The organism is Proteus sp. G2669 (genome assembly GCF_009915245.1).
Classification (GTDB): Bacteria; Pseudomonadota; Gammaproteobacteria; order Enterobacterales; family Enterobacteriaceae; genus Proteus.
In genome coordinates, this window is sequence record NZ_JAABLX010000041.1 from 24,304 (window position 1) to 51,072 (window position 26,769).

Here is a 26,769-nt window from a genome sequence, read left to right on the forward strand (position 1 = left end):
CATATTGCTTTCCCAAAAATAAGCGATATAACAACGAAAAAAAGAGAGCCACTGTGAAAGTGTTGACTGTTTTTGGCACACGCCCTGAAGCGATAAAAATGGCACCTTTAGTGCACGCTTTAGCAAATGATGATTCGTTTGAAGCGAAGGTATGTGTTACGGCCCAACATCGAGAAATGCTTGATCAGGTATTAAATCTTTTTGAGATCAAACCAGATTATGATCTCAATATTATGAAACCAGGACAAGATTTAACGGATATTACCTGTCGTATTTTAGAAGGGTTAAAACCGGTATTAGCATCATTCCAACCTGATGTTGTTTTGGTGCATGGTGATACAACGACAACCATGGCAGCAAGTTTAGCCGCTTTTTATCAACGAATTCCGGTTGGTCATGTGGAAGCAGGATTGCGTACAGGTAATCTTTATTCACCATGGCCAGAAGAAGCCAACCGTACCATTGCAGGGCATCTTGCCATGTATCATTTCGCGCCAACAGAGACAGCAAAATTAAATCTGGTACGAGAAGCGGTTGCAGATAAAAATATTTTTGTTACCGGAAATACTGTTATTGATGCACTGTTTTGGGTGAGTGATAGAGTGATGGGCAATCAAACACTCTTGAATGAACTCGCTGTAAACTATCCTTTTATTCAGCCAGATAAAAAAATGATCCTTGTGACGGGGCATCGTCGCGAAAGCTTTGGTGGTGGTTTCGAACGTATTTGCCAAGCATTAGCTGAAATTGCCTTAGCGCACCCTGATGTTGAAGTTGTCTATCCTGTTCACTTAAACCCAAATGTGAGTGAGCCTGTTCAACGCATTCTTCACGGTATTGACAACATTAAACTAATACAGCCACAAGATTATCTCCCATTTGTTTATCTAATGAACCATGCTTACCTTATTTTGACCGATTCTGGTGGGATCCAAGAAGAAGCGCCTTCATTAGGTAAGCCCGTTCTGGTCATGCGAGACACAACAGAGCGCCCAGAAGCAGTTGAAGCGGGTTCTGTTCGCCTGGTGGGAACCGACACCAAACGTATTGTTAGCGAAGTAACCTCTTTATTGACAGACGAAAACGCGTATCACCAAATGAGTAAGGCGACAAATCCTTATGGTGATGGACATGCCTGCCAACGTATTCTTGAAGCATTGAAAAAAAATCAGGTGACATTATGAGTTTTGAAACTATTTCTGTTATCGGCCTCGGCTACATTGGTTTACCTACAGCGGCAGCTTTTGCCTCTCGTAAAAAAAGCGTCATTGGTGTTGATGTTAATCAGCATGCAGTTGATACAATTAATAAAGGTCAAATTCACATTGTTGAACCTGATCTCGATAAAGTTGTTAAACAAGCCGTTGAAGAGGGGCATTTAAAAGCCTATACCACGCCACAGCCAGCAGATGCTTTCCTTATTGCGGTACCAACACCGTTTAAAGGTGAACATGAGCCTGATTTAGCCTATGTTGAATCAGCGGCTCGCTCTATTGCACCTGTACTGAAAAAAGGTGACCTTATTATCCTTGAATCGACGTCACCTGTTGGTTCTACTGAACAAATGGCACTGTGGTTAGCCGAAGCTCGCCCAGATTTAACGTTCCCTCATCAAGACGGTGAAGAAGCAGATATTGATATTGCTTATTGTCCTGAGCGTGTATTACCAGGCCAGGTTATGATTGAGCTTATTCGTAATGACCGAGTTGTTGGTGGGATGAACCGTAAATCCTCCGAGCGTGCGAGTGAGCTATACAAAATTTTCCTTGAAGGTGAATGTGTTATCACCAATGCACGTACCGCAGAAATGTGTAAGCTAACGGAAAATAGCTTCCGTGATGTTAATATTGCATTTGCTAACGAATTATCGCTGATTTGCGCTGACCAAGATATCAATGTGTGGGAGCTAATTAGCTTGGCGAACCGCCATCCACGCGTCAATATTTTACAACCAGGTCCAGGTGTTGGTGGACACTGTATCGCAGTTGACCCTTGGTTTATCGTGTCACAAAATCCAAAGCAATCTCGTTTAATTCACACTGCGCGTTTAGTCAATGATGGCAAACCAGTGTGGGTTATTGATCAAGTGAAAGCTGCGGTTGCTGATTGCCTGACTGAAACGGGTAAACGTGCTAATGAAATTAAAATAGCCTGCTTTGGTTTAGCCTTTAAACCTAACATTGATGATTTACGTGAAAGCCCAGCTATGAACATCACCAAACAAGTGGCAGATTGGCACAGCGGTACAACATGGGCTGTTGAACCTAATATTCATGAGTTACCAACAAAACTGAAAGGGATCACGGAGTTAGTGTCAACTGAGCAAGCATTAAAAGATGCTGATATTGTCTTGATGCTCGTTGATCATCAGCAATTTAAAGCGATCCCAGGTAGTAAAGTCACTCAAAAATGGATTGTAGATACGAAAGGAGTATGGCGTTGAAACGCATTCTAGTTACGGGTGGAGCCGGTTTTATCGGCTCTGCTGTTGTTCGACATATTATTGAAAACACCAATGACAGTGTTGTTGTGGTGGATAAGCTGACTTATGCCGGTAATTTAGAGTCATTAGCGACAGTGGCTAACAGTGAACGCTATGCGTTTGAGCAAGTTGATATCTGTGATAGAGCAGAGCTTGACCGCTTATTTGCTCAATATCAACCAGATGTTGTGATGCATTTAGCAGCAGAAAGTCATGTTGACCGTTCTATTGATGGTCCTGCGGCATTTATTGAAACCAATATTGTCGGTACTTACACATTACTGGAAGCGGCTCGTCATTATTGGCAAGTACTCTCTGAAGATAAGAAAGCGGCATTTCGTTTTCACCATATCTCAACAGATGAAGTATATGGCGATCTAGAAGGTACAGATGATTTCTTTACTGAAACCACACCTTATGCCCCAAGTAGCCCTTATTCTGCTTCTAAAGCATCAAGTGACCATTTAGTACGTGCATGGTTACGGACTTATGGCTTACCTACGGTGATCACAAACTGTTCAAATAACTATGGCCCTTATCATTTCCCTGAAAAATTAATCCCTTTAATTATTTTAAATGCGATTTCAGGAAAGCCATTACCTGTCTATGGAAAAGGTGAGCAAATTCGTGATTGGCTCTATGTTGAAGATCATGCTCGAGCTCTCTATTTAGTCGCAACAACAGCAACACCGGGTAAAACCTACAATATTGGTGGTCATAATGAACGCCGTAATATTGATGTTGTTAAAACAATTTGTGCGCTATTAGAAGAGTTATATCCAGCAAAACCAGAAGGTGTTGCTCAATACGCTGATTTAATTACATATGTAAAAGATAGACCTGGTCATGATCTGCGTTATGCCATTGATGCTGCGAAAATTGAAGCTGAATTAGGTTGGAAGCCCGAAGAGACATTTGAATCAGGTATTCGTAAAACTGTTTTGTGGTACTTAAATAACGAAACATGGTGGAAACGTGTACTTGATGGCTCTTACGCAGGTGAACGTTTAGGGCTTGGAAACTGATTAAGTAAAAGGATAAATGATGAAAGGTATTATTCTAGCGGGTGGCTCTGGTACACGACTACATCCGATAACCAAAGGGGTATCGAAACAGTTGTTGCCTATCTACGATAAGCCCATGATTTATTATCCGCTTTCAGTTCTGATGCTTGCTGGTATTCGAGATATTTTGATCATCACAACACCCGATGACATGACCTCATTTCAACGTTTATTAGGTGATGGTTCTGCATTTGGTGTTCATCTTCAATATAAAATACAGCCATCGCCAGATGGTTTAGCTCAAGCGTTTATTTTAGGTGAAGAATTTATTGGTGATGATCATTGCTGTTTAGTGTTAGGCGATAATATCTATTTTGGTCAAGGGTTTAGTCCAAAACTAAAACAAGTTGCTCAACGTGAACGCGGAGCGACAGTTTTTGGTTATCAAGTAATGGACCCTGAACGATTTGGTGTTGTTGAATTTGATGATAATTTCAAAGTACTGTCGATTGAAGAAAAGCCGGAACAGCCTAAATCTAATTGGGCAGTAACAGGGCTTTACTTCTACGATAACCGTGTGGTGGATTTTGCTAAAAAAGTAAAACCCTCAATTCGTGGTGAACTAGAAATTACGTCTATTAATCAGATGTATCTTGAGTGTGGTGAGCTTAATGTTGAACTGTTAGGGCGTGGTTTTGCATGGTTAGATACCGGCACTCACGACAGTTTAATTGAAGCCAGTACTTTCGTTCAAACAGTTGAAAAGCGCCAAGGATTTAAAGTGGCGTGTCTTGAAGAGATTGCTTGGCGTAATGGATGGCTCAATGATGACCAAGTAAGAGAAAGTGCAAAATCACTGTCTAAAACGGGTTATGGTCGCTATCTATTGGATTTATTACATGTCCGTCCTCGCCAATATTAATTATCTTGAGTGGGAAAGTGAATTTTTCTCACTCAAAACAGGGCGTCTTGAGTTTGATACTCGAGCGCCAGTATTAATGGACAAACAGCTTGATGCATTTGCTCTAGTTCAGGCTAAAGTCGCATCTCATGAGCTTTCACTCATCGATAAACTCAGTCAATTAGGTTTTCAATTTGCGGAAGGTGAAATTGATTTTAAACTTCCAATTGGCATAGAAAATGCTTGTAAGAAAGCGCCTGAATTATGTTTTAGAAAAGCCAATGACGCTGATATTAATTTACTGATGACAACTGCATCAGAGGCTTTTGTACAAAGTCGTTTTCGAGCACCTTGGTATCAAGAATACGATAGCAGTCGTTTTTACGCATTATGGGTTAAAAAAGCCGTACTAGGCACGTTCGATGATATCTGCTTACTAACTTATGATATTGAAAATAACATAAGTGGTTTTGTCACTTTACGTCGTCTATCTGAAAGTGAAGCAAGAGTGGGGTTACTTGCGGTAATGCCCAATAGAACAGGACAAGGCATTGGTAAACAACTGATGTCGGCCGCGAAGTTTTGGTGTCAACAGCAAGGTATTTCAACCCTATATGTTGCAACACAAATCAGCAATATTGCAGCTTCGCGTTTATACACACACAGTGGGGGCTTAATAGAGAGCACCACTTATTGGTTATACAGGGGATAATATGATTCCGTTTAATAAACCACCCGTTGTCGGCACCGAATTAGAATATATGAAACAGGCCATGGAAAGTGGCAAGCTCTGTGGTGATGGCAATTTCACAAAAAAATGTGAAAAGTGGTTAGAAGAACAATTTCATTGTCATAAAACGCTGTTAACGCCATCTTGTACTGCATCGCTTGAAATGGCTGCTATCTTATTAGATATCAAGCCAGGCGATGAAGTCATTATGCCGAGTTTTACCTTTGTTTCGACCTCTAATGCGTTTGTATTACGTGGGGCAACCATTGTTTTTGTTGATATTCGTCCAGATACCATGAATATCGATGAAACAAAAATTGAAGCGGCAATTACAGATAAAATTCGTGCTATCGTGCCTGTTCATTATGCGGGTGTTGCGTGTGAAATGGACACGATTATGGCTATTGCGAAAAGACATAATCTGTTTGTTATCGAAGATGCTGCACAAGGCGTCATGTCAACTTACAAAGGTAAGGCTTTGGGCACTATTGGTCATATTGGTTGCTATAGCTTCCATGAGACTAAAAACTACTCATCAGGTGGTGAGGGTGGTGCAACGCTCATTAACGATCCTGACTTAATCAATCGTGCAGAAGTTATCCGTGAAAAAGGCACTAATCGTAGCCAATTTTTCCGTGGACAAGTCGATAAATACACTTGGCGTGATATTGGTTCTAGTTACTTAATGTCAGATTTACAAGCTGCATATTTATGGGCACAGCTTGAAGAAGCCGAAAAAATTAATGAGCGTCGCTTAGCGTTTTGGCAGATTTACTATGACGCATTGACGCCATTAGCAGAGAAAGACTTATTAGCGCTTCCAATCGTTCCTGAAGGATTAGAACACAATGCGCATATGTTCTATATCAAACTGAACAATATCGAGCAACGTACTGCGTTTAATGATTATATGAAAGCGCACGATGTTTTAACTGTCTTCCACTATGTGCCATTGCATACCAGCCCTGCAGGTATGAAATTTGGCCGTTTTGATGGTGAAGATATTTTCACTACGCAAGAAAGTGAGCGTTTAGTGCGTTTACCTATGTTCTACAATATGACAGAAGAAGAACAGCAAACCGTTATTGGCCATATTCGCGATTTCTTTGCTTAATTATGTCATTAGCCAAAGCATCAATTTGGACAGCGGGATCAACCCTGATAAAAATCGGGGCTGGCCTGCTTGTCGTCAAGTTACTCGCTGTCTCCTTTGGTCCTTCTGGCGTGGGATTAGCAGGTAACTTTCGTCAATTAATTACCGTACTTGGTGTATTGTCTGGTGCGGGAATTTTTAATGGTGTAACGAAATTAATCGCACAATATCAAGATGATGATATTCAACGCAAAAATGTGTTGGGCACATCATCTGCTATGATCTTGCTGTTCTCTACACTATTAGCTGTTTTATTTCTTCTTTTTTCTGCTCCCATTAGCCAAGTGTTATTTGGTGATGATTATCATCAATATCAGGATATTGTAAGAGCCGTTGCTTTTATTCAAATGGGAATAGCATATAGCAACTATTTTCTTGCCATATTAAAAGGTTATCGTGATGCGGCTGGTAATGCCTTATCTGTGATCGCAGGTAGCATTATTGGTGTTATTGCTTATTATTTATGCTATTTATTTGCGGGTTATCACGGTGCATTAATTGGACTTGCATTAGTTCCTGCACTTATTTTATTTCCTGCTACATTTTTAGTAGTAAAACGTAAGCGATTTGCGTTAAGTGAGCTTAAACCTCGTTGGGATAAGGCAATAGCAAGCCATCTTGGTAAATTTACTATTATGGCGATACTGACATCGATTACGTTACCAGTCGCTTATATTATGATGCGTAATCTACTTGCTGAGCACTATAGCTGGGATGATGTTGGTATTTGGCAAGGCGTAACTAGCATTTCAGATGCTTACTTGCAGTTTATTACAGCCTCTTTTTCTGTTTATTTGTTGCCAACACTCTCTCGATTAACGCAAAAGAGTGATATTACCAAAGAGATCGTGAAATCACTGAAGTTTGTACTTCCTGCGGTTGCCGTTGCCAGTTTTATGGTGTGGTTATTGCGTGATTTTGCAATTTGGTTACTGTTTTCAGATAAATTTGTCGCTATGCGTGATTTATTTGCATGGCAACTTGTCGGTGATGTTTTAAAAGTAGGCGCCTATGTCTTTGGCTATTTGGTCATTGCAAAAGCGGCACTACGTTTTTATATCCTTACAGAAGTAAGTCAATTTGCTTTACTAACACTATTTTCCCGTTGGCTTATTCCTGAACATGGCGCACTTGGTGCTGCTCAAGCCTATATGGCAACGTATATTATTTACTTCCTTCTCTGTAGTTCTGTTTTCGTGATTTATTGCAGGCGCAAATGACAACTTTGATTTACGTACTAGGTTCAGACATTGTGCATCATAACAACACAATGTTACGGTTTTTTAACGACCACCTCGTTACTGAGGCGGGATTAACGTATAAACCTCGTTTTATCGTTGCCAGTAAAGATACTTCACTGCAAGAAAGCTACCCAGCTTTAGACATTGAGTGTTTAGCGGATAAAAAGCAGGTTGCGCAGAGAGTGATTACATTGGCAAAGGCCGATACTCACCAACGATTCCTTTTGTTAGGCCAATTTAATGCTCCGATTTGGCTGGCATTACTGACAGGTAAAATTAAGCGTCATCAGTTTTGGTGGCATATTTGGGGGGCTGATCTGTATCAGGATTCTAAGCAACTCAAATTTAGACTGTTTTATCTTCTTCGTAAGTTGGCACAAAAACGGGTAGGGCGAGTGTTTGGCACACGAGGTGATCTTAACTACTTCGCGCAATTTAACGTTAATATTCCAGCAAGTTTGCTCTATTTCCCAACAAGAATGGATCCTGCTCTGACTGTGACAGAAAAGTCATCTATTGATGCAAAACAAATCACTATTATTGTCGGAAATTCAGGAGACAGATCAAATCGCCATGTTGAAGCATTACAATCGATAGCAGAACAATACGGAACGCGCGCAAAAGTGATTATCCCAATGGGATATCCTGATAATAATGACGCATATATTGATGAAGTCTCTCACGCTGTTAATCAGTTACTTCCTGATAATCAGGTTGAAATTTTACGTGATAAACTGGCATTTGATGATTATTTAGCCTTATTAAAGACATGCGATTTAGGCTATTTTATTTTTCATCGCCAGCAAGGCATTGGTACGCTTTGTCTACTTATCCAATTTGCGATCCCTTTTGTTATTAGCCGTCAAAACCCATTTTGGCAAGATTTAACAGAACAAAATGTTCCAGTCTTTTTCTCAGGTGATAAATTAGATGTTGCACTGATTGAAGAAGCTCAACGTCAATTACTTATGCTTGATCGCCAAAATATTGCCTTCTTTGCACCTAATTTTACTGAAGGTTGGAAACAGTTGATTGAGATAAGCACAGGAGAGCCCCAATGACATTGGCGGAACTGGGTGGCTTAACACTCGTTTATTTTATCTCCTTAAGTTTTATTTTATTACTGACTTATCAAGAATTTCGTCGAGTTCGTTTTAATTTTAATGTTTTTTTCTCAATGCTCTATTTGCTGACATTCTATTTTGGTTTTCCACTGACCTGTATGTTGGTGTTCCAATTTGATGTGGCCGTTGTTCCTGTTGATTCATTATTATACGCATTATTAGCCTCTACCAGCTTCTATGCTATTTATTATGTAACTTATAAGGTTAGGTTGAGAAAACCCGTTAGCGGCCCTTCTAGGTCGTTATTTACGATGAATAGAGTAGAAACTAATCTTACTTGGATCTTATTGGCATTAATTGCATTTGTGACAGTGGGAATTTTCTTCCTGCAAAATGGTTTTTTACTCTTTAAGCTCAAAACATACAGCCAAATTTTTTCAAGCCAAGTATCTGGTGTGGCGCTTAAGCGCTTTTTCTACTTCTTTATTCCCGCCATGCTGGTGGTTTATTTCTTAAAACCGACACAACAACGCTGGATTTTCTTCCTGTGTGCAACGGTCGGTTTCGGAATTTTAACTTATATCATTGTGGGGGGAACTCGCGCGAATATCATTATCGCTTTTGCTCTGTTTTTATTTATCGGCATTGTTCGTGGTTGGATAACGTTGTGGATGCTGGTTGCTGCGGGGGTGATGAGTATTGTCGGGATGTTCTGGCTGGCATTAAAACGCTATGGGCTTGATGTCAGTGGGGCTGAGGCTTTCTATACTTTCTTGTACCTAACTCGTGATACGTTCTCTCCTTGGGAAAATTTAGCATTATTACTTGATAATTATGACAAGATTGAGTTCCAAGGGCTTGCTCCGATTATTCGTGATTTTTATGTTTTTATTCCTTCTTGGGTTTGGCCTGAGCGTCCTGATGTGGTACTCAATTCAGCAAACTACTTTACATGGGAAGTCCTTGATTACCATGCAGGCCTTGCGATTTCACCAACCTTAATTGGTTCTTTAGTGGTGATGGGGGGCGTTGTGTTTATCCCATTAGGTGCAATCGTGGTGGGATTAATTATTAAATGGTTTGATTGGTTGTATCAGCAAGGGCTTAATGAAAACAATCGTTATAAATCCGCTATTTTACAAGCATTCTGCTTTGGGGCTATTTTTAATATGATTGTTTTAGCGCGAGAAGGGGTTGATTCCTTTGTCTCTCGTGTTGTGTTTTTCTGTCTGGTTTTTGGTTTATGTTTAGTTGTTGCAAAACTGCTGTATTGGTTATTTGAAAGCGCGGGATTAGTGCGTAATTACGTGACTCGTCAAATACAAGGTGAACCTCGTTTAGAGAAAAAGGAAAAGTAATGGGATCCAATTCAATTCCGAAGTATTCAATCCGTGGACATAATATCTGGGGATTTCGCGATATGGCTCATTTTCTGGATTATCTTTATGAAGGAACACAAATAAAAAGTGGATCTCTAATTGCGATAAATGCAGAAAAAATCCTAACCGCAGAAACCGATACCGCCTTGAATGAATTGCTTAACGAAGCAGATTATCTTTATGCCGATGGCATTAGTGTTGTGCGGGGTATTCGCCGTAAGTATCCAGATGCCAATGTTTCTCGTATTGCGGGCGCAGATTTATGGGAAGCATTAATGGAAAGAGCAGGTAAAGAAGGAACGCCAGTCTTTCTTGTTGGTGGCAAACCAGAAATTCTAGCTCAAACCGAAGATAAGCTAAAATCACAATGGAATGTGAATATTGTTGGGAGTCAAAATGGTTACTTCACACCTCAAGATAGAGATGCGTTATTTGAGCGTATAAAGGCCTCTGGTGCGAAGATAGTGACTATTGCTATGGGTTCACCTAAGCAAGAGTTATTTATTCGTGCATGTCGTGAGATTTACCCTGATGCATTATATATGGGTGTGGGGGGGACTTATGACGTATTTACAGGTCATGTTAAGAGAGCACCTAAAGCATGGCAGAACCTTGGCTTAGAATGGTTATATCGTTTGTTATCACAACCAAGCCGAATTAAGCGCCAATTTAAGTTACTAAAATTTGTTGGATACTACTATTCCAATAAATTGTGATGGTCATTGAGCGTTTGTTTGTTAGCTAAATGATTTATTCACACTTTCATCTAGCATCTTCATTGTTTGATTATTATACTGGTGGGGCGTTTAGCGTGTAAAAACGCTCCATTTATCGACGAAGTGCACAAACTATCGTCAAACAAACTTTTTTTTTCAAAAAGCACTAGACAGACAGTGCGTAAATCCGTACTATCCTCTCCCGCAACGGCGTGAAGCGCCCGTAGCTCAGCTGGATAGAGCGCTGCCCTCCGGAGGCAGAGGTCTCAGGTTCGAATCCTGTCGGGCGCGCCATTAAAGCGTGCTAAGAGTTACGGTGAAGAGCGTTGTTGTAAGAAGTAAATAAGATAGCTGTTATGGTGGCTATAGCTCAGTTGGTAGAGCCCTGGATTGTGATTCCAGTTGTCGTGGGTTCGAGTCCCATTAGCCACCCCATCTTATCTTAGTTATTGTTTATGCGAGGGTGGCGGAATTGGTAGACGCGCTAGCTTCAGGTGTTAGTGTTCTAACGGACGTGGGGGTTCAAGTCCCCCCCTTCGCACCAATAAACAAGATAAGAGCAGTGATTCAGACGGCGAGTAGCGCAGCCTGGTAGCGCAACTGGTTTGGGACCAGTGGGTCGGAGGTTCGAATCCTCTCTCGCCGACCAATAAGAGAAAGCCCCGATTTTATCGGGGCTTTTTCGTATCTGCGATTTATAACTTTACATTTAAACTCAGCATATTTATTTTCCATATCCATATCCATATCCATATCCATATCCATATCCATATCCATATCCAATTTTAGCTTTGGCTATTTTTTCTGGTGCTTATTCTTAATTGATCTCACATAGGAATAATATCGTCACTCTTTATAAGTGATATCTGGTCTTATCACTTAAGCTTTATTAATAATTTAATTTATTGCCTTATTTTAATCTTCATAAAATGAATAGGTGAGTTAATAAAAAATCATAATTTAATTATATGAAATATAAAGATTTTATTTTTTATGTCGGCAAATGCCAACACTTAGCATTTTTAATGTCGTCAATAGGTGACATTTAACCTATTGATTTAATGCCATTAAATAACTTGTGTGTTTTTCTTGTCGTGAAAAAGAGACGTATGTTAGGCCTTATATTTTCTTTTCTATTTAGCAATAGCAGCATGAAAGCATAGGTGACGTACTTTTTATCATAAAGGATGAGTGAAACAGAAAAGGGAAACTAAAATTCAATAAGTTATCTTATCTTTTTGAGGTGGGAGATTTTTATTATCAAAAAAATAAAAATTGGCACGCTAAATGCATTATTTATATTGTAGATGCTCATTCCACTCCTTATGATAGCTTTGACTTCATAAACCTAGGAATGATGCAGAGCCGATTATTCGGTGCCTACGTCCACGTTAACGATGAACATCATTCATCATCAACAGGACGAAACGTTGAGTGAGGCACCATCCGTCTGTAGACCTGATTGTATATTTATGCGCCTGTATAGTTTTATACAGGCGTTTTTTTCTATATGCTTTTTTTTACGCCATATAGCTCATCCGTTTTGTGTTCATCGCGTTATCACGTTATCATCCAGCGCAAGGATAGACGGGAGATAGCAGCATTATGATAAATAAACAAAAAGCATACCTTGCACAGGAAAGACTCTTTCTTATAGAGAAGTTTGGCCCATTGTTATTCTTTTTGATCCCGTTGATTATGCTGATTATTGGTGGCAAATCATGGGCTAAATATGTGGCTTTTCTTTGTCAGGGGATTGCACTGATTTATATCGTGGTGTTTTACCAAGCAAGAAAATATTATTTGTCATTTAATCAAGAAAACGTGAAAGGAATACCCAGCCGTTTTTACCGTATTGCTTGGGTATATATCTTTTTGACTTTATGTGTAGAAGTGGTGTTGTTATTTCAACATGGCTTTTAAATAAAATAAAAAACCCTCAATAATAAAGAGGGTTTTTAAATCAGTTAATCAAACAATTTATGATCACATTTTTATCGAATGAGCTTACTTACTTTTTTTCGGCTCTTCAAAGATGACTGAATCTTTTTTCAGTGTCATTAATAAAGCATCTTTACGCACTTTAGCCGACTCTTCAGATTTTTTCTGTTTATCCAAGGCATCAGCAAGCCACGCAAAGTCATGAACATCAGGACGCTGTTTCAACGCATTACGAAATGCCGTTTCTGCTTGTACCCATTGCCCTTGCTGCATGGCTATTTGACCTAATGTACTGTTGAGCAATGGTGTAGGACCATGTTGCTTAATCAGTGTATTTAGCACTTTTAAAATCACATTAGCATCTGTATTTTTTAAACGTGGCAATAGTAAGATCAAGCGTTCATCATACTGACGTTTGATCCCTTCTAAAATGATCGTTTGAGCAGTAACAGGATCGTTGCACTCAATAAGATGTTCAGCTAAAACAACACGTAATGCATTATCATGATGTACTTTACGTGGTTGTGCTTTCCACCAATTTTTTAGCCCATCACAGCCACTTTCGGACATTTTTTGTCCCATAATGCCAATGTAGGCTTTTTGGCGTAATTGCTCTAATTCATCATCTGTATGCAACGCAATTTTTTGCATTGATGGGATGATATCAAGCAATGCTTGCCAAGCAGCGGTTCGGGTATAAGCCGTTTCAGCTAAACGTAAAACCTCAGGATGGCGAGGTGCTTGATTTAATAATTCATCAACCCCAGTACGTGCCGCATGATTTTCATTTTGCGCTAATAAAATACGCACCCGTGTAATATCAACTGGGAGTTGATTGGTATCGGCAAGTTCAGCTGCTCGTTCAAGGTGTTGCTGAACTCGGAATTCATCACCACGCTGTTGTGCAGCTTCTGCTGCTAATAGGTAGTTTACAACTGGCTGTTCTGCATAGTCTGCGTTGCGACTCATCAGTTTTTCAACTTCTTTAAAGTCGCCTTCTGCTAATTTCATTAACGCCATACTCGTTTGTTTACGAGCACGATTACGTTTACGGAAAGAAAACCAACTATAGGCTTTTGAACCTGTACCAATAAAACGGCGATAACTCCAACCAATTAGTAACAGTGCTAATTGCAGTAAAACAAACATAATGACAAGGCTGGTCACACTGGTTTCAATATCCCAATCATCCGTTTGTATAAGCACATAACCTTGATGGCCTGCCAATAGTGGACCAAAAATGATGCCAGCAATAAGCACCACAAAAAGGAGTAGTATTTTTAACATAAGCTTATTCTCCTTGTTGTGTTACTGCTGTATCAGCCGTTGCGCTATCAGCTGCGGTATCTTGTACGCTTTTCGATGTACTATCAGCTTCTACGGCTTGAGCATCTTGGGCTTCAACAGCTTGCACTTCAGTTACTTGTGGCTCTGCATACTCATTTTGTGCCAGTAGATTGCGGATTTGTTTTTCTACACGCTTTTCTAGCAATGTCGGGCTTTTCAATTCTGACGGCATTGCAAGCGTAATAGGTTGCTTCTCTAATTCAGATACCGTATCTAAAAATGCGGTTGTACTTGGATCAGAGGTATCAAAATAAGCACGAACCCAAGTGGATACTGCTTCAAGCGATTGCTGGTAGATCTCAGTCTGATGGCGAGGAACAGCTTGGGAAGCAATTAATAAACGTGAACGAATATTCTCACGTAAATAGATATCTTGGTTGGGTGCTAATAAAGGAACGGCTTCAGTATCTCGACGACGGATAGTAATGAAGTCATCCATAAAGCTTTTCCAGCTTTTACTTAGGTTTTGTTTCCAATCTGACAGCGAACCTGAAATAGTTTCGTCATCTTTATCCATTGGTGAGCCATTACGCTCAAGATCTGCTAAACGCAGATTATCAACCTGATTAGCTAATTGATTTATCTGTAAGATAGTGCCGTCGTTATCAATCTTGGTTAATGCGGCTAAACTACTGATATCTTCATTAATAGCACGACGAATTTCAAGTAAACTTGGATCGTTCATTTCTGCCAAGCTACTATCCGCACCTTTTAGTAAACTTACTGCGGTCACCACATCTTGGTCATTCCATAACTTACGACCCGCCATTTTAACCATAAAATCGGCTTGCGCTAATAGCCAACTTTTCACATCTGCACTGGAAATAGCGGCAAAACGTGTTTGTAGATCTTGAATTTGACGCTCTGTTGTTTGGCGCTCGTTTTGTAATTTATCGATAGTCTGTTTTTGTGAGTTAAACATGCTATCAATATTGTCAAAGCGTTGTTGATAAGTATTTTGGAGTTGTTGTAATTGGGCAAGCTCAGATTTGAGTGATTGATTTTCTACACTCAGCTTTGATGCTTGTTGATTGGTGTAATAGTAAAGGCTACCACCGATTGCCAAAATAACAAGGATAGCAACAGCACTTCCAATTAGACCTGAGCGCTTGTTATTAACAGGTTTGACTTCCTGATAGCGGACATTCTCATCAGCTTTAGCTGCATCTTTTGGCAAGTCATTATCATTTGTATTTTTCTGTTCCGTCATATCGGCGTCTCATTTAGGTTCTATATTAATGCATGAAATAAAGCATCATTATTGGCACTTTCAGCAACGGTGACGGTTTCCCACCCTAATGTTTTTGCTATTGTTGCTAATCGTTCACTCACCACCAGTAAATGGCAGTTTAACAGCCATGCTTTCTTAGATTCAGCGACCAGATCAAAGAGTTGTTGTAACATTTCACCGCTAGTGACAACAAGTGTATCAACCTGTGCTTTTTCCCACTGAAGCGCAAAATTGTCAGGGGAATAATTAATAAATAGGCGTTGGTAACATTCGCATTCATCAATCATTGCACCTCGTTGGCGTAATGTTGTTGTAAGTAAGTCACGACCACCGTTACCTCTAAGCAGTAAGATCTGTTTATTTTTCACCAGATTGAGTGTAGGAAGCGCGAGAAGATCTTCGCTAGTTTCTCCTTGCTCAGGATAGTGAATAGAAAGACCGCTTAAATGTTGGAAATCCTTTGCTGTGCTTTGACCTATTCCATAATAGGATAGCGTATCTGGCCATGATTGTTGTAATTGATTCAGTTGCCTGTTTGCGTATGACACCGCATTTTTAGAAAGTAAAAAAACACAATCACCCGCCTTTAATCCTTTTAGTTTAGCATCTAATAAAGGAAGCTCACGACCTGCGGTGATCTCTATTAAAGGTGCTTGAAATGCTGTTTTACCTGCATTAATTAAACGCTGGGTTAATGCTTTTCCAGCAGGATCAGGGCGAGTGACTAAAATACTCATGCGGGTGCATTACCCTGATATACCGCTGTTAGAATGGCTCTGGCACCTTTATCTAAAAGCTCTTCAGCCAGAGAAATACCTGCGGTTTCAGCTTCTTGTGGGGATACTAAACGCTCACCACGTAAAATAGTTTCACCATCAGGTGAACCGACCAAAGCCCGTAACCAAATTTTGTTATCTTGCCAAATAGCGTAACTTCCAATTGGAACCTGGCAACCGCCTTCAAGGCGCGTATTCATTGCACGCTCTGCTTTAACACAAATTGCTGTTCGGGAATGATTGAGAGCATCTAATAACTGACGAGTATCATTGTCATCTAAACGACATTCAATACCCACAGCACCTTGTCCAACTGCAGGTAAAGATTGCTCTGCGGATAATGGTGTGCGGATACGTTCATTTAGACCAAGGCGTTTTAAGCCTGCAACAGCAAGAATAATAGCATCGTAATCGCCGTTATCTAATTTGTTTAAGCGGGTGCCAACATTACCTCGTAAATCACGAATAATCAGGTCAGGGCGTTGTGCTTTTAATTGACATTGGCGGCGTAAACTTGATGTGCCTACAATGCTACCTGCTGGGAGTTGCTCTAATGAATCATAATGGTTAGAAACAAAGGCATCTCGAGGATCTTCGCGTTCACAAATTGTCACTAATCCTAGACCTTCAGGAAAATCAATCGGAACATCTTTCATAGAATGAACGGCGATATCTGCGCGTGATCCAAGTAGAGCAAGTTCTAATTCTTTTACAAAGAGCCCTTTACCACCCACTTTAGCTAAAGGTGTATCTAAAATGATGTCACCTTTAGTGACCATCGGTATTAATTCGACGACTAAACCTGGATGAGCAAGTTGTAGTTGTTCTTTCACATAGAGCGCCTGCCACATAGCAAGAGGGCTTTGGCGGGTAGCAATACGGATGGTACTTTTTGACATAATAGTATTATCTCTTCCGAGCGATTAGCGATATTTTTGTTTAGAAATAAGGCATTGTTTTAACACTTTAAGGCTCAATTTTCCAGTTAAGGCGCTTTGAGTCGTGATAACAATGAAAGAAATAGAGGGTTAATCGAAAAAGAAAAAAAGAAAAAGGAAATAAAAAATAAGTAAAATAGTGATCTACTACGATGAATTTATTTATTTTCTGAGTTTTATTCTTTTTATATCTATATAAAGAGTGTGGTTGTTTACAAAAATAAAACATTGATCCATTTTTGTTAACAATTGGTTGTTGGTAAATAAGATAAATGTAATACCTAATCTGAACACATTGATAAAACAACCATTATTTTAGATAACGTTTTTTTAGTAATTATTTTTTCATATATAAATATACGATAAAATTTAACAAAAATATTATTAAATAAAAATAAGAGAAATAATAAAAAATAAAAAAATAAATTAAAATTTAAAGTAAATAAATATTTAATGAACATAAAACATTTATTTAAATATTATTATTTTAATACTAAAAAATATTTCATTATTTGAATGTAAAAATAAAAAAAACAACAAGAAAAATAAAAATATATATTTATCAAGTGGTTATTTTTATTTTCATTTTTTTAGTCATTTTCTAAGTTTTGTCAGTATTTATTTTGTTGTTCATCATCAAGTAAGCAGGGGTTTTTGTAGGTTAAATGGTGGATTGAGATATTTTTATTATCATTTTTTTCACAAATAAAATGATTTATCTATATGATTATAAACATATTAATATTGAAGCTTTACACGATTAAGCCCTTAAATATCGTTTTTAGATCTTGGTGCTATATTTTGAGTTCCTCTTTACGCCTTGCGCTCAAGGTGTTAAATTGATCACGTTTCCGAGATTTTGTTAGTAAAGTTTTATCTATTAATAATGGATTAACTCAAGCTCGGTCACTTATAAACTCAGATTCTACTATCTTCTTAGTATTGTTCAGGCGAAACTCTTGTATCTTTATATTGAAACACTGAAGCAACGGCTGGATGCGATTAATCAACTCAGACTGGAACGAGCATTTGCATCGATGTGTGATGTTTTTAAACAGGTCTATGGTTTAATTCCTGTTTTATTGCATTACCACCATCCTGAGTTACCCGGCTACCTACAAGGAAATGTTCCTCACGGTACATGTTTCTTTGAACCTGATGACATGCAACGTCAATGGGCCAATAAGCTGATTAACGCATTATGTGATGAGCCAATGGAAGGGTACGCCAGCGGAGAGTTGCCAATTACTGGCATCTACTCGATGGGTAGCACTTCTTCTATTGGGCAAAGTCACTGCTCTGATATTGATATTTGGGTCTGCCATCAATCATGGCTGGATCAGGATGAGCGTGCGCTTTTACAACGCAAGTGCCAACTGATTGAACAGTGGGCTGGTGAGCTAGGCATTGACGTTACATTTTTCTTAATCGATGAAAATAGATTTCGCCATCATGCAAGCGGTAGCTTAGGTGGAGAGGATTGTGGTTCTACTCAACATATTCTTTTACTTGACGAATTTTACCGTACTGCGGTACGTCTTGCAGGTAAACGCTTGCTATGGACGATGGTGCCAGTAGAAGAAGAACACCATTATGATGAATATGTTAACTCCCTTTATGCTCAGGGCGTATTAACACCCAATGAGTGGTTAGATTTGGGGGGGTTAGGTGAACTTTCAGCCGAAGAGTATTTTGGTGCAAGTTTATGGCAGCTTTATAAAAGCGTTGATTCGCCATATAAAGCGGTATTAAAAAGTATTTTATTAGAAGCTTATTCCGCGGATTATCCTAATGGAAAACTGCTGGCATTAGAGATGAAGCAACATCTTCACCGTGGTGAAATCGTCAATTACGGTTTAGATGCTTATTGTATGATGCTTGAGCGTGTTACGCGTTATTTAGTTTCTATCAATGATTTAACCCGCCTTGATCTTATCCGTCGCTGTTTCTACCTAAAAGTGTGTGAAAAATTATCTAACGAAAAAACACAAAATGAATCCGAAGGTTGGAGACGACAAGTCTTATCTCAATTAGTGACTCAGTGGCAATGGGATAACGAACGGTTAACGATACTCGATACCCGTGATAGCTGGAAAATCGAGCGAGTACGTGATGCGCACAATGAACTATTAGATACGATGATGCAAAGCTATCGTAATCTTATCCGTTTTGCGCGTCGCAATAATTTGAGTGTCAGTGCAAGCCCACAAGATATTGGTGTATTAACACGTAAACTTTATGCGGCATTCGAAGCATTGCCTGGTAAAGTAACACTGGTTAATCCGCAAATATCACCTGATTTATCAGAGTCACATTTAACCTTTATTTATGTACCACAAGGCCGAGCAAATCGTAGCGGATGGTATTTATATAATCGTGCCCCTGATTTTGAAAATATCGTTGGGCATCAACCATTAGAATATAACCGCTACCTAAATAAATTAGTGGCGTGGTCTTATTTTAATGGGCTGTTAACAAAAGGATCTCGTGTTTATATTCATCAAGGGGATTCCTCTTGTGATGAAATTAAACTACATGAATTAGTCAGGGATATGTCGAGCCATTTCCCTATTCGTTTACCAGCTCCAACACCAAAAGCATTGTATAGCCCTTGCGAAATTAGACATCTAGCCATTATTGTCAATTTGGAAACAGATCCAACAGAAAGTTTTTCTGATCAAGTGGTTCACTTTGATTTTAGAAAATTGGATGTTTTTAGCTTTGGTGAAAAAGAGCAATGTCTTATTGGTAGCATTGATTTGTTGTACCGCAACTCTTGGAATGAGGTAAGAACTCTTCATTTCAGTGGCACACAATCTATGTTGGAATCGTTAAAAACGATTTTAGGTAAAATGCACCAAGATGCGGCGCCACCGGCCTCTGTTGAAGTATTCTGCTATAGCCAACATCTACGTGGTTTAATTCGTACCCGCGTGCAACAGTTAGTATCAGAATGTATTGAGCTACGTTTATCAACGAATCGTTTAGAGCCGGGACGTTTTAAAGCTTTACGTATTGCTGGACAAACTTGGGGTTTATTTTTTGAGCGCCTAAATGTGTCGGTGCAAAAATTAGAAAATGCTATCGAGTTTTATGGTGCAATTTCATATAACAAACTTCATGGATTGCCTGTTAAGCTGGATAAAGATGCTCGTTATTTACCTGCGGTCATTGATGGTTTTGCGTGTGAAGGGATTATCCAGTTCTTCTTTGAAACTACAGAAGATAATAATGTCTTTAATATCTATATTTTAGATGAAGCAAATCGTGTCGAAATTTATTCCCATTGTGAAGGAAGCAAAGAAGAGTTAGTGAAAGATGTTAGCCGCTTTTACTCTTCCTCTCATGATCGATTCACATATGGCTCAAGCTTTATTAATTTTAACTTGCCGCAGTTTTATCAAATTGTGAAAGTGGAAGGATCAACACAAGTGTTACCTTTTGCTGGCGGATCATTTGGTAAATTATCCGATCTAGGTAATAAAGAGGCTCAACCTGAGATGAATGTTGTTGCCCACGGATTTACAGATTATAAAGCTGTGCAACACTCTTAATTGAGTATAGGTCTATAAACAATAATGGGAGCTTTGATAGCTCCCATTATTGTAATTAACTGGGCTTCTTAGAAAGAAAACACTTCCCCACTTTGTTCTGTTATTGCTTGTGCTAGCATGGTTAAAAATTCACCACCACTTCTATCACAAATCCATTGATCATCTTTCCAATCAAAGTGATAACCACCAGAGCGTGTCGCTAACCAAATTTGATGAAACGCTTCCTGACGATTAATAATGATTTTGCTATTATTTTCAAAGGTTAATGTCATTACACCGCCATTGATTTCACAATCAATATCTGCGTCACCTTCATAATTATCAATAGTTTGTTCTATTTCTGACAAGAGTTCGTCAGCTAATTGGTGAAATTCACTGTCGTTCATCTTCATTTCCTATTTGCTTTTCGAGATCTAACTGCGATTATAGAGGATATTAACCAAATAAATGACAGGCAGATTTCGAATGAAAACGTATTTACGTTGCACTCTTGCTATAATAACACTGATTTCTCTTTCGGGTTGTGGCTTGAAAGGCCCTCTTTATTTCCCTCCTGAAGATACTCAGGCAAAAATGACGCAGTCATCCCAGCCAACCCAGCAAGTTGAGAGCACCTCAACTCAGACCAATTAGTCAATCTTAGAAACGGTAATTTCGTTTCAGGCAGGGGCAAGATGCAATTTTCAAAAATGCATGGTCTTGGTAACGACTTTATGGTGGTCGATGCCGTGACCCAAAATGTTTATTTTTCACCAGAATTGATATGTCGATTAGCTAATCGTCATACTGGTGTTGGGTTTGATCAATTGTTAGTGGTTGAAGCGCCTTATGATCCTGAGCTTGATTTTCATTATCGTATTTTTAATGCGGATGGAAGTGAAGTTGCACAATGCGGTAATGGTGCGCGTTGCTTTGCTCGATTTGTGAGACTAAAAGGGCTTACAAATAAAAGAGAGATAAAAGTCAGTACACAGTCCGGCAGAATGACCTTACACGTTATGGATAATGATGATGTGTGCGTCAACATGGGGGAGCCTGAGTTTGATCCTCAAAAAGTCCCTTTTCGTGCACAAAAAGCGGAAAAGACCTATATTATCAGGGCAATGGAACGTACTGTATTATGTGGTGTAGTTTCGATGGGAAATCCCCATTGTGTTATTCAGGTTGAAGATATCAAAACAGCCGAAGTGGAATTATTAGGGCCAGTATTAGAGCAACATGAACGTTTCCCTGAACGTGCTAATATTGGGTTTATGCAAATCGTAGACAGGAATAACCTTCATTTGCGAGTATTTGAACGTGGTGCGGGTGAAACTAATGCATGTGGTAGCGGAGCTTGTGCTGCTGCTGCGATCGGTATTTCACAAGGTTTATTAGATAAACGAGTGAAAGTCACGTTGCCTGGTGGATCGCTGTTTATCGAATGGAAAGGAGTGGGTAACCCTCTTTATATGACCGGGCCTGCGGCACATATTTATGATGGGATCATCCAGCTATAATATTATTTTTTGAGAGGCTATCTGTATGACGGATAAAAATGAGCAGTTCTGTTGCCCTGAAACAAACGAACTTAATGATCAACAAGTGGTTCGTTACCTCACAGAGCATCCTGGTTTTTTTATCCGTAATGCAAGTTACATTGAGCAAATGCAAGTTCCTCATCCCGTTAGAGGTACTGTCTCATTAGTTGAGTGGATAATGTCACGCCAACGTAATCGCATTCACTATCTTGAAGAAGATATGCGTTTATTAATAGAGCAAGCTTCTGAGAATGAATCTTTGTTTAGCCAACTCTTGTTATTAATTTCTGAATTATCCAGCAGTGACTCTCTCAATGAAATGTTAGAGCGTTTAAACCTCTGGGCTAAAAGATTAGGTCTGTACTCTGTTCAATTGCGTTTATTTACTGATCGTTGGCAATTACAACCACCTTTAGATGCACAAGCGCTTGCTCTCTCTCGTCAAGCTTTTGAACACTTCCGCATTCAGCGTATGGGTGATGATAATCACTATTTAGGTATGCTCAATGGACAAGAGATCATGTTGTTGATGCCTAACGTACGGCGTTCTGGTTCGGTTGCTCTCTCATTATTAGGACATTATGGTGATTTAGGTGTGATTATTTTTAATAGTCGAGATAATCAACATTTTCAGGAAGGAATGGGAACCGTCATGTTGGATAAATTAGCCCATATCTTACCGGAATTATTAACACGTTGGGTGGCAAGACAATGAGTCAACCCAGCGATCTTCCAGAAACACTCACCACGGCTATTGAGCAATTTCTGCGTTACATTCAAGTTGAACGCCGATTAAGTCCTGTAACGGTAGAAAACTACCATCGCCAATTGATGGCCTTAGTGCAAATGATGGTCGAGATAAAAATAACGCAATGGCAATCACTTGAAAGCCAACATGTACGTATGTTATTGGCAAAAAGTCATCGAAGCGGGTTACAGCCGACCAGTTTGGCTTTGCGCTTTTCTGCGTTACGTAGCTTTCTTGATTGGCAAGTAGCACAAGGTATGCTGGATGTTAATTCTGCGAAAGGTATACGTACACCTAAATCAGGTCGTCATCTTCCTAAAAATATGGATGTAGATGAAGTAAACCAATTAATGAATATCGACTTAAACGATCCCCTTTCTGTCAGAGATAGAACCATGCTAGAGGTCATGTATGGTGCGGGTTTGCGTTTATCTGAGCTGACTAATCTCAATATTAACGATATTGACCTGAATGAAGGTGAAGTGCGTGTATTAGGTAAAGGGAGTAAAGAGCGTAAAGTTCCTTTAGGAAGAAAAGCGATAGAATGGTTACAAAATTGGTTTCCGATGCGAGAACTTTATGCACCAGAAGATAAGGCTGTTTTTATCTCAACTCAAAGTGGTAAGCGTTTATCTGTGCGTAGCGTACAAAAACGTTTTGAACTTTGGGGGATAAAACAAGGGCTAAATAGCCATGTGAATCCTCATAAGTTACGCCACTCATTTGCTACACATTTACTAGAGTCCAGCGGTGATTTACGTGCGGTACAAGAGTTATTAGGACACGCTAATTTATCAACGACACAAGTTTATACCCACTTAGATTTTCAGCATTTAGCGAAAGTCTATGATGCTGCTCATCCGAGAGCTAAGAGAGAAAAATCATAATGCGCTTTTACAGAACTCTGACGCCAATTGCAGCGATGACTTTTGATCTAGATGATACGCTGTATGACAATGTGCCAGTGATGGATAAAACGGAAAAAGAGACACTGGCTTTTATTCGCCAATATGATCTACGTTTTAATCATTTCACACAAGAAGATGTGAATGCCTATAAAAAGCCACTTATAGAAAATAATCCAGAGATATTTCATGATATTACACAGTGGCGTTGGCTTGCTGCTAGGAATATGTTGTTAGATTACAACTACAGTGAAGCTAAAGCAAAGCAAGGTGCAGATGAAATTATGGCGCATTTTGCTTATTGGCGTAGTCGTATTAATGTGCCTCAAAATACACATCAAGTCCTCACTCAATTAGCAGAAAAAATTCCGTTAATTGCCATTACAAATGGTAATGCAAATCCGCTAAGTTGTGGCTTAGGGCAGTATTTTTCACATATTTTAAAAGCTGGCCCTGATGGTCGCTCTAAACCTTATTCTGATATGTTTGATAAAGCGGCAACGCTTTTAAAAGTGCCTCATCAACAAATTTTACATGTGGGTGATCATCTTGTGACGGATGTTGAAGGTGCTGTTAATAGTGGATTACAAGCTTGCTGGATTAACCTTGATAACCGTAGTTTGTTTGAAGAAGGTGAAACTCGCGTGATGCCACATATTGAAATTACAGATTTAAGTAAACTGATAGAATTGGTTTAGCGTGATATTAGATCAAAATGGCAGAGATAAACGCAATTGAAAAAGGCTTTACTTTGCATCACGGATGAAATCCTGTTAGTTTGTTGCTTACTCACTATTTCTGTATATATCCACAGTATTTTCCTCACTAAATGATTGGTAATTATGGACGTCTCATATCTGCTAGAAGGCCTTAATGATAAACAGCGCGAAGCCGTGGCCGCACCTCGCATAAATATGTTGGTGCTTGCTGGCGCAGGCAGTGGTAAAACACGCGTATTGGTACATCGTATCGCTTGGTTATTATCTGTTGAGCAAGCTTCCCCTTTTTCTATTATGGCTGTGACGTTTACCAATAAAGCGGCAGCAGAAATGCGTCATCGTATCGAAGATTTAATTGGTACCAGTCAAGGCGGTATGTGGATTGGGACTTTCCATAGCTTGGCTCATCGTTTATTACGCGCACATTATCTCGATGCAAACCTACCACAAGATTTTCAAATTATTGACAGTGACGATCAATATCGCCTTATTCGTCGCATTGTTAAATCGATGAACCTTGATGATAAACAATGGCCTGCACGACAAGGAATGTGGTATATCAACGGTAAAAAAGATGAAGGATTACGCCCTCAGCATATTCAAACCTATGGTAATCCTGTTGAAACAACATGGTTAAAAGTGTACCAAGCATATCAAGAAGCATGTGATCGTGCGGGGCTGGTGGACTTTGCAGAGCTTTTATTACGTGCTCATGAGCTTTGGTTGAATAAGCCACAAATTTTAGAACATTACCAAAATCGCTTTACTAATATCTTGGTTGATGAGTTCCAAGATACTAACCGTATTCAATATGCATGGATTAGAATGCTGGCGGGTCAAACGGGTAAAGTGATGATTGTAGGCGACGATGACCAATCCATTTATGGTTGGCGTGGTGCACAAGTTGAGAATATTCAAAACTTCTTAAATGAATTTCCTGGCGCAGAGACTATCCGGTTAGAGCAAAATTATCGTTCTACAAGCAATATTCTAAAAGCTGCGAATGCGCTAATAGCAAATAACAGTGATAGATTAGGTAAAAATCTTTGGACTGAAGGTGCGGAAGGCGAGCCTATCTCACTATATTGTGCTTTTAATGATTTAGATGAAGCGCGTTATGTCGTTAGTCGAATTAAGCGCTGGCAAGAAGAAGGCGGCGCGCTGACAGATTGTGCCATTCTTTATCGTAGTAATGCCCAATCTCGTATAATGGAAGAAGCATTACTACAAGCGGCAATGCCATACCGTATTTATGGCGGGCAACGTTTCTTTGAACGCCAAGAAATCAAAGATGCACTCTCTTATATGCGATTAACTGCGAATCGCCATGATGATGCTTCTTTCGAGCGTGTTGTGAATACACCGACACGAGGTATTGGAGATAGAACATTAGATATTGTTCGCCAAGTTGCAAGAGATAACCAAATTACTTTATGGGAAAGTGCATTACAGGTTATCGAACATAAAATGCTAGCAGGGCGAGCAACAGCAGCAATACAGAGATTCTTAGAGTTAATTGAGACATTAGCATCTGAAACGGCAGATATGCCATTACATGTACAGACAGACCGAATCATTCGTGATTCAGGTTTGAAAGCGATGTATGAGCAAGAAAAGGGTGAAAAAGCCCAAGCTCGTATTGAAAACTTAGAAGAGCTTGTCACTGCAACTCGTCAGTTTAGTTATCAAGATGAAGACGAAGATTTGATGCCACTACAAGCGTTCCTTTCACATGCGGCATTAGAATCGGGTGAAAGCCAGGCCGATGCGTATCAAGATGCGGTTCAATTAATGACCCTTCACTCAGCTAAAGGGCTTGAATTTTCACAAGTCTTTATTGTGGGTGTTGAAGAAGGCATGTTCCCAAGCCAAATGTCATTAGATGAAGGTGGGCGTTTAGAAGAAGAGCGTCGCTTGGCCTATGTTGGTGTAACTCGTGCAATGAAAAAGTTAACGCTTACTTACGCTGAAAACCGCCGTCTATATGGAAAAGAAGTGAGTCATCGACCATCTCGCTTTATTGGTGAGTTACCTAAAGAGTGTGTTGAAGAAGTCCGTTTACGTGCGACGGTTTCACGTCCTGTTAATCATAGCCGTTTAGGTACTCCGATTATCAGTAATGATTCGGGGTATTCACTCGGACAACGTGTGAAACATCCTAAATTTGGTGATGGGACCATTATTAATATCGAAGGTAGTGGTGAGCATTGCCGATTACAAATTGCGTTTAATGGCGAAGGTATTAAATGGCTGGTGGCTGCATTTGCTCGACTAGAGTAAGTTGTCATTTAAAGTGAGCAGTTACTATCTTAATATAAAAAACACCCTTACTTGTCTATCAAATAAGTAAGGGTGTTTTTTTAAGGGATGTTTGATTTGGTTGCTTAATAATCTTGTTATCTACTCTTATTTAATGGGAT

Annotated in this window: 23 protein-coding genes and 4 tRNA genes; 22 read left to right on the forward strand and 5 right to left on the reverse strand. The window is 39.4% G+C overall.

The features are described 5' to 3' along the window. Positions 1–53: 53 nt before the first annotated feature. The 15 genes from wecB to GWI68_RS10630 all read left to right on the forward strand — a co-directional run bounded on the left by wecB (position 54) and on the right by GWI68_RS10630 (position 12,593). A complete protein-coding gene (gene wecB, locus GWI68_RS10560; RefSeq protein WP_069369918.1) occupies positions 54–1,184 on the forward strand; it encodes a UDP-N-acetylglucosamine 2-epimerase (non-hydrolyzing) in 1,131 nt (376 codons plus the stop codon). Further along, positions 1,181–2,443 (forward strand): UDP-N-acetyl-D-mannosamine dehydrogenase, encoded by a 1,263-nt coding sequence (wecC, locus tag GWI68_RS10565; protein ID WP_166540247.1) that lies wholly within the window; start codon positions 1,181–1,183, stop codon positions 2,441–2,443. The genes wecB and wecC overlap by 4 nt, the downstream gene beginning before the upstream one ends. Continuing rightward, on the forward strand, positions 2,440–3,507 hold the full coding sequence (gene rffG, locus GWI68_RS10570; RefSeq protein WP_109410139.1) for a dTDP-glucose 4,6-dehydratase: 1,068 nt from the start codon (positions 2,440–2,442) through the stop codon (positions 3,505–3,507). The genes wecC and rffG overlap by 4 nt, the downstream gene beginning before the upstream one ends. A 19-nt stretch (positions 3,508–3,526) precedes the next feature. Beyond that, positions 3,527–4,408: a glucose-1-phosphate thymidylyltransferase RfbA gene (rfbA, locus tag GWI68_RS10575; RefSeq protein WP_166540248.1), complete on the forward strand. Its 882-nt coding sequence runs from the start codon at positions 3,527–3,529 to the stop codon at positions 4,406–4,408. Beyond that, positions 4,386–5,099, forward strand: a complete 714-nt coding sequence (gene rffC, locus GWI68_RS10580; protein WP_166540249.1) for a dTDP-4-amino-4,6-dideoxy-D-galactose acyltransferase — start codon at positions 4,386–4,388, stop codon at positions 5,097–5,099. The genes rfbA and rffC overlap by 23 nt, the downstream gene beginning before the upstream one ends. Before the next feature lies 1 nt (position 5,100). Then, the gene (gene rffA / locus GWI68_RS10585) at positions 5,101–6,231 is read left to right on the forward strand and encodes a dTDP-4-amino-4,6-dideoxygalactose transaminase (protein WP_166540250.1); all 1,131 of its coding nucleotides are present in this window, start codon (positions 5,101–5,103) and stop codon (positions 6,229–6,231) included. Positions 6,232–6,233: 2 nt separating this feature from the next. Continuing rightward, positions 6,234–7,490 (forward strand): lipid III flippase WzxE, encoded by a 1,257-nt coding sequence (gene wzxE / locus GWI68_RS10590; RefSeq protein ID WP_109410122.1) that lies wholly within the window; start codon positions 6,234–6,236, stop codon positions 7,488–7,490. Next, positions 7,487–8,572 carry a TDP-N-acetylfucosamine:lipid II N-acetylfucosaminyltransferase gene (locus tag GWI68_RS10595; RefSeq protein WP_166540251.1) on the forward strand — a complete coding sequence of 362 codons (1,086 nt, stop codon included), beginning with the start codon at positions 7,487–7,489 and terminating at the stop codon, positions 8,570–8,572. The genes wzxE and GWI68_RS10595 overlap by 4 nt, the downstream gene beginning before the upstream one ends. Then, positions 8,569–9,933 (forward strand): ECA oligosaccharide polymerase, encoded by a 1,365-nt coding sequence (gene wzyE, locus GWI68_RS10600; protein WP_166540252.1) that lies wholly within the window; start codon positions 8,569–8,571, stop codon positions 9,931–9,933. The genes GWI68_RS10595 and wzyE overlap by 4 nt, the downstream gene beginning before the upstream one ends. Further along, complete coding sequence (gene wecG / locus GWI68_RS10605) at positions 9,933–10,670, forward strand: lipopolysaccharide N-acetylmannosaminouronosyltransferase (RefSeq protein ID WP_166540253.1); 738 nt, start codon at positions 9,933–9,935, stop codon at positions 10,668–10,670. The genes wzyE and wecG overlap by 1 nt, the downstream gene beginning before the upstream one ends. 217 nt (positions 10,671–10,887) lie before the next feature. Beyond that, positions 10,888–10,964: transfer RNA gene (locus GWI68_RS10610), tRNA-Arg, on the forward strand. Between the two features lie 65 nt (positions 10,965–11,029). Beyond that, positions 11,030–11,105: transfer RNA gene (locus GWI68_RS10615), tRNA-His, on the forward strand. Positions 11,106–11,127: 22 nt separating this feature from the next. After that, positions 11,128–11,214, forward strand: a tRNA-Leu gene (locus GWI68_RS10620). A gap of 28 nt (positions 11,215–11,242) precedes the next feature. After that, positions 11,243–11,319, forward strand: a tRNA-Pro gene (locus tag GWI68_RS10625). A gap of 956 nt (positions 11,320–12,275) precedes the next feature. After that, positions 12,276–12,593, forward strand: a complete 318-nt coding sequence (locus tag GWI68_RS10630; RefSeq protein WP_166540254.1) for a hypothetical protein — start codon at positions 12,276–12,278, stop codon at positions 12,591–12,593. A gap of 84 nt (positions 12,594–12,677) precedes the next feature. Here GWI68_RS10630 and hemY read toward each other — a convergent pair whose 3' ends face one another. From hemY to hemC, 4 genes are read right to left on the reverse strand one after another with little or no spacing between them, the layout of a single operon-like run. Further along, entirely contained in the window at positions 12,678–13,898 is a 1,221-nt protein-coding gene (gene hemY, locus GWI68_RS10635) for a protoheme IX biogenesis protein HemY (RefSeq protein WP_166540255.1), read from the reverse strand. 4 nt (positions 13,899–13,902) lie between these two features. Next, positions 13,903–15,168 (reverse strand): uroporphyrinogen-III C-methyltransferase, encoded by a 1,266-nt coding sequence (gene hemX, locus GWI68_RS10640; protein ID WP_166540256.1) that lies wholly within the window; start codon positions 15,166–15,168, stop codon positions 13,903–13,905. Between the two features lie 20 nt (positions 15,169–15,188). Next, on the reverse strand, positions 15,189–15,926 hold the full coding sequence (gene hemD / locus GWI68_RS10645; protein WP_166540257.1) for a uroporphyrinogen-III synthase: 738 nt from the start codon (positions 15,924–15,926) through the stop codon (positions 15,189–15,191). Then, positions 15,923–16,864: a hydroxymethylbilane synthase gene (gene hemC / locus GWI68_RS10650; protein ID WP_166540258.1), complete on the reverse strand. Its 942-nt coding sequence runs from the start codon at positions 16,862–16,864 to the stop codon at positions 15,923–15,925. Before hemC ends, hemD begins: the two co-directional genes overlap by 4 nt. A gap of 998 nt (positions 16,865–17,862) precedes the next feature. Here hemC and GWI68_RS10655 point away from each other — a divergent pair. After that, complete coding sequence (locus tag GWI68_RS10655) at positions 17,863–20,457, forward strand: class I adenylate cyclase (RefSeq protein ID WP_166540259.1); 2,595 nt, start codon at positions 17,863–17,865, stop codon at positions 20,455–20,457. A gap of 68 nt (positions 20,458–20,525) precedes the next feature. On the opposite strand, the gene cyaY is transcribed toward GWI68_RS10655, so the two are convergent. Beyond that, positions 20,526–20,843, reverse strand: a complete 318-nt coding sequence (cyaY, locus tag GWI68_RS10660; protein WP_166540260.1) for an iron donor protein CyaY — start codon at positions 20,841–20,843, stop codon at positions 20,526–20,528. 79 nt (positions 20,844–20,922) lie between these two features. Between cyaY and GWI68_RS10665 the strand changes: the two genes are divergently transcribed. The 6 genes from GWI68_RS10665 to uvrD all read left to right on the forward strand — a co-directional run bounded on the left by GWI68_RS10665 (position 20,923) and on the right by uvrD (position 26,629). Beyond that, entirely contained in the window at positions 20,923–21,090 is a 168-nt protein-coding gene (locus GWI68_RS10665; protein WP_166540261.1) for a lipoprotein, read from the forward strand. A gap of 41 nt (positions 21,091–21,131) precedes the next feature. Then, on the forward strand, positions 21,132–21,956 hold the full coding sequence (dapF, locus tag GWI68_RS10670; RefSeq protein WP_166540262.1) for a diaminopimelate epimerase: 825 nt from the start codon (positions 21,132–21,134) through the stop codon (positions 21,954–21,956). Positions 21,957–21,981: 25 nt separating this feature from the next. Continuing rightward, positions 21,982–22,692 (forward strand): DUF484 domain-containing protein, encoded by a 711-nt coding sequence (locus GWI68_RS10675; protein WP_109410169.1) that lies wholly within the window; start codon positions 21,982–21,984, stop codon positions 22,690–22,692. Continuing rightward, the gene (xerC, locus tag GWI68_RS10680; protein WP_166540263.1) at positions 22,689–23,612 is read left to right on the forward strand and encodes a tyrosine recombinase XerC; all 924 of its coding nucleotides are present in this window, start codon (positions 22,689–22,691) and stop codon (positions 23,610–23,612) included. The genes GWI68_RS10675 and xerC overlap by 4 nt, the downstream gene beginning before the upstream one ends. After that, the gene (yigB, locus tag GWI68_RS10685) at positions 23,612–24,328 is read left to right on the forward strand and encodes a 5-amino-6-(5-phospho-D-ribitylamino)uracil phosphatase YigB (protein ID WP_166540264.1); all 717 of its coding nucleotides are present in this window, start codon (positions 23,612–23,614) and stop codon (positions 24,326–24,328) included. Before xerC ends, yigB begins: the two co-directional genes overlap by 1 nt. 144 nt (positions 24,329–24,472) lie before the next feature. Next, a complete protein-coding gene (gene uvrD / locus GWI68_RS10690) occupies positions 24,473–26,629 on the forward strand; it encodes a DNA helicase II (protein WP_166540265.1) in 2,157 nt (718 codons plus the stop codon). The last annotated feature ends 140 nt before the right edge of the window (positions 26,630–26,769 follow it).

Bases quoted from the DNA above. Each gene is read 5' to 3' on its own strand.
- wecC (WP_166540247.1), top strand. From the start codon at position 1,181: ATGAGTTTTGAAACTATTTCTGTTATCGGCCTCGGCTACATTGGTTTA.
- rfbA (WP_166540248.1), top strand. From the start codon at position 3,527: ATGAAAGGTATTATTCTAGCGGGTGGCTCTGGTACACGACTACATCCG.
- rffC (WP_166540249.1), top strand. From the start codon at position 4,386: ATGTCCGTCCTCGCCAATATTAATTATCTTGAGTGGGAAAGTGAATTT.
- rffA (WP_166540250.1), top strand. From the start codon at position 5,101: ATGATTCCGTTTAATAAACCACCCGTTGTCGGCACCGAATTAGAATAT.
- wzxE (WP_109410122.1), top strand. From the start codon at position 6,234: ATGTCATTAGCCAAAGCATCAATTTGGACAGCGGGATCAACCCTGATA.
- GWI68_RS10595 (WP_166540251.1), top strand. From the start codon at position 7,487: ATGACAACTTTGATTTACGTACTAGGTTCAGACATTGTGCATCATAAC.
- wzyE (WP_166540252.1), top strand. From the start codon at position 8,569: ATGACATTGGCGGAACTGGGTGGCTTAACACTCGTTTATTTTATCTCC.
- wecG (WP_166540253.1), top strand. From the start codon at position 9,933: ATGGGATCCAATTCAATTCCGAAGTATTCAATCCGTGGACATAATATC.
- GWI68_RS10630 (WP_166540254.1), top strand. From the start codon at position 12,276: ATGATAAATAAACAAAAAGCATACCTTGCACAGGAAAGACTCTTTCTT.
- hemY (WP_166540255.1), bottom strand. From the start codon at position 13,898: ATGTTAAAAATACTACTCCTTTTTGTGGTGCTTATTGCTGGCATCATT.
- hemX (WP_166540256.1), bottom strand. From the start codon at position 15,168: ATGACGGAACAGAAAAATACAAATGATAATGACTTGCCAAAAGATGCA.
- hemD (WP_166540257.1), bottom strand. From the start codon at position 15,926: ATGAGTATTTTAGTCACTCGCCCTGATCCTGCTGGAAAAGCATTAACC.
- hemC (WP_166540258.1), bottom strand. From the start codon at position 16,864: ATGTCAAAAAGTACCATCCGTATTGCTACCCGCCAAAGCCCTCTTGCT.
- cyaY (WP_166540260.1), bottom strand. From the start codon at position 20,843: ATGAACGACAGTGAATTTCACCAATTAGCTGACGAACTCTTGTCAGAA.
- GWI68_RS10665 (WP_166540261.1), top strand. From the start codon at position 20,923: ATGAAAACGTATTTACGTTGCACTCTTGCTATAATAACACTGATTTCT.
- dapF (WP_166540262.1), top strand. From the start codon at position 21,132: ATGCAATTTTCAAAAATGCATGGTCTTGGTAACGACTTTATGGTGGTC.
- GWI68_RS10675 (WP_109410169.1), top strand. From the start codon at position 21,982: ATGACGGATAAAAATGAGCAGTTCTGTTGCCCTGAAACAAACGAACTT.
- xerC (WP_166540263.1), top strand. From the start codon at position 22,689: ATGAGTCAACCCAGCGATCTTCCAGAAACACTCACCACGGCTATTGAG.
- yigB (WP_166540264.1), top strand. From the start codon at position 23,612: ATGCGCTTTTACAGAACTCTGACGCCAATTGCAGCGATGACTTTTGAT.
- uvrD (WP_166540265.1), top strand. From the start codon at position 24,473: ATGGACGTCTCATATCTGCTAGAAGGCCTTAATGATAAACAGCGCGAA.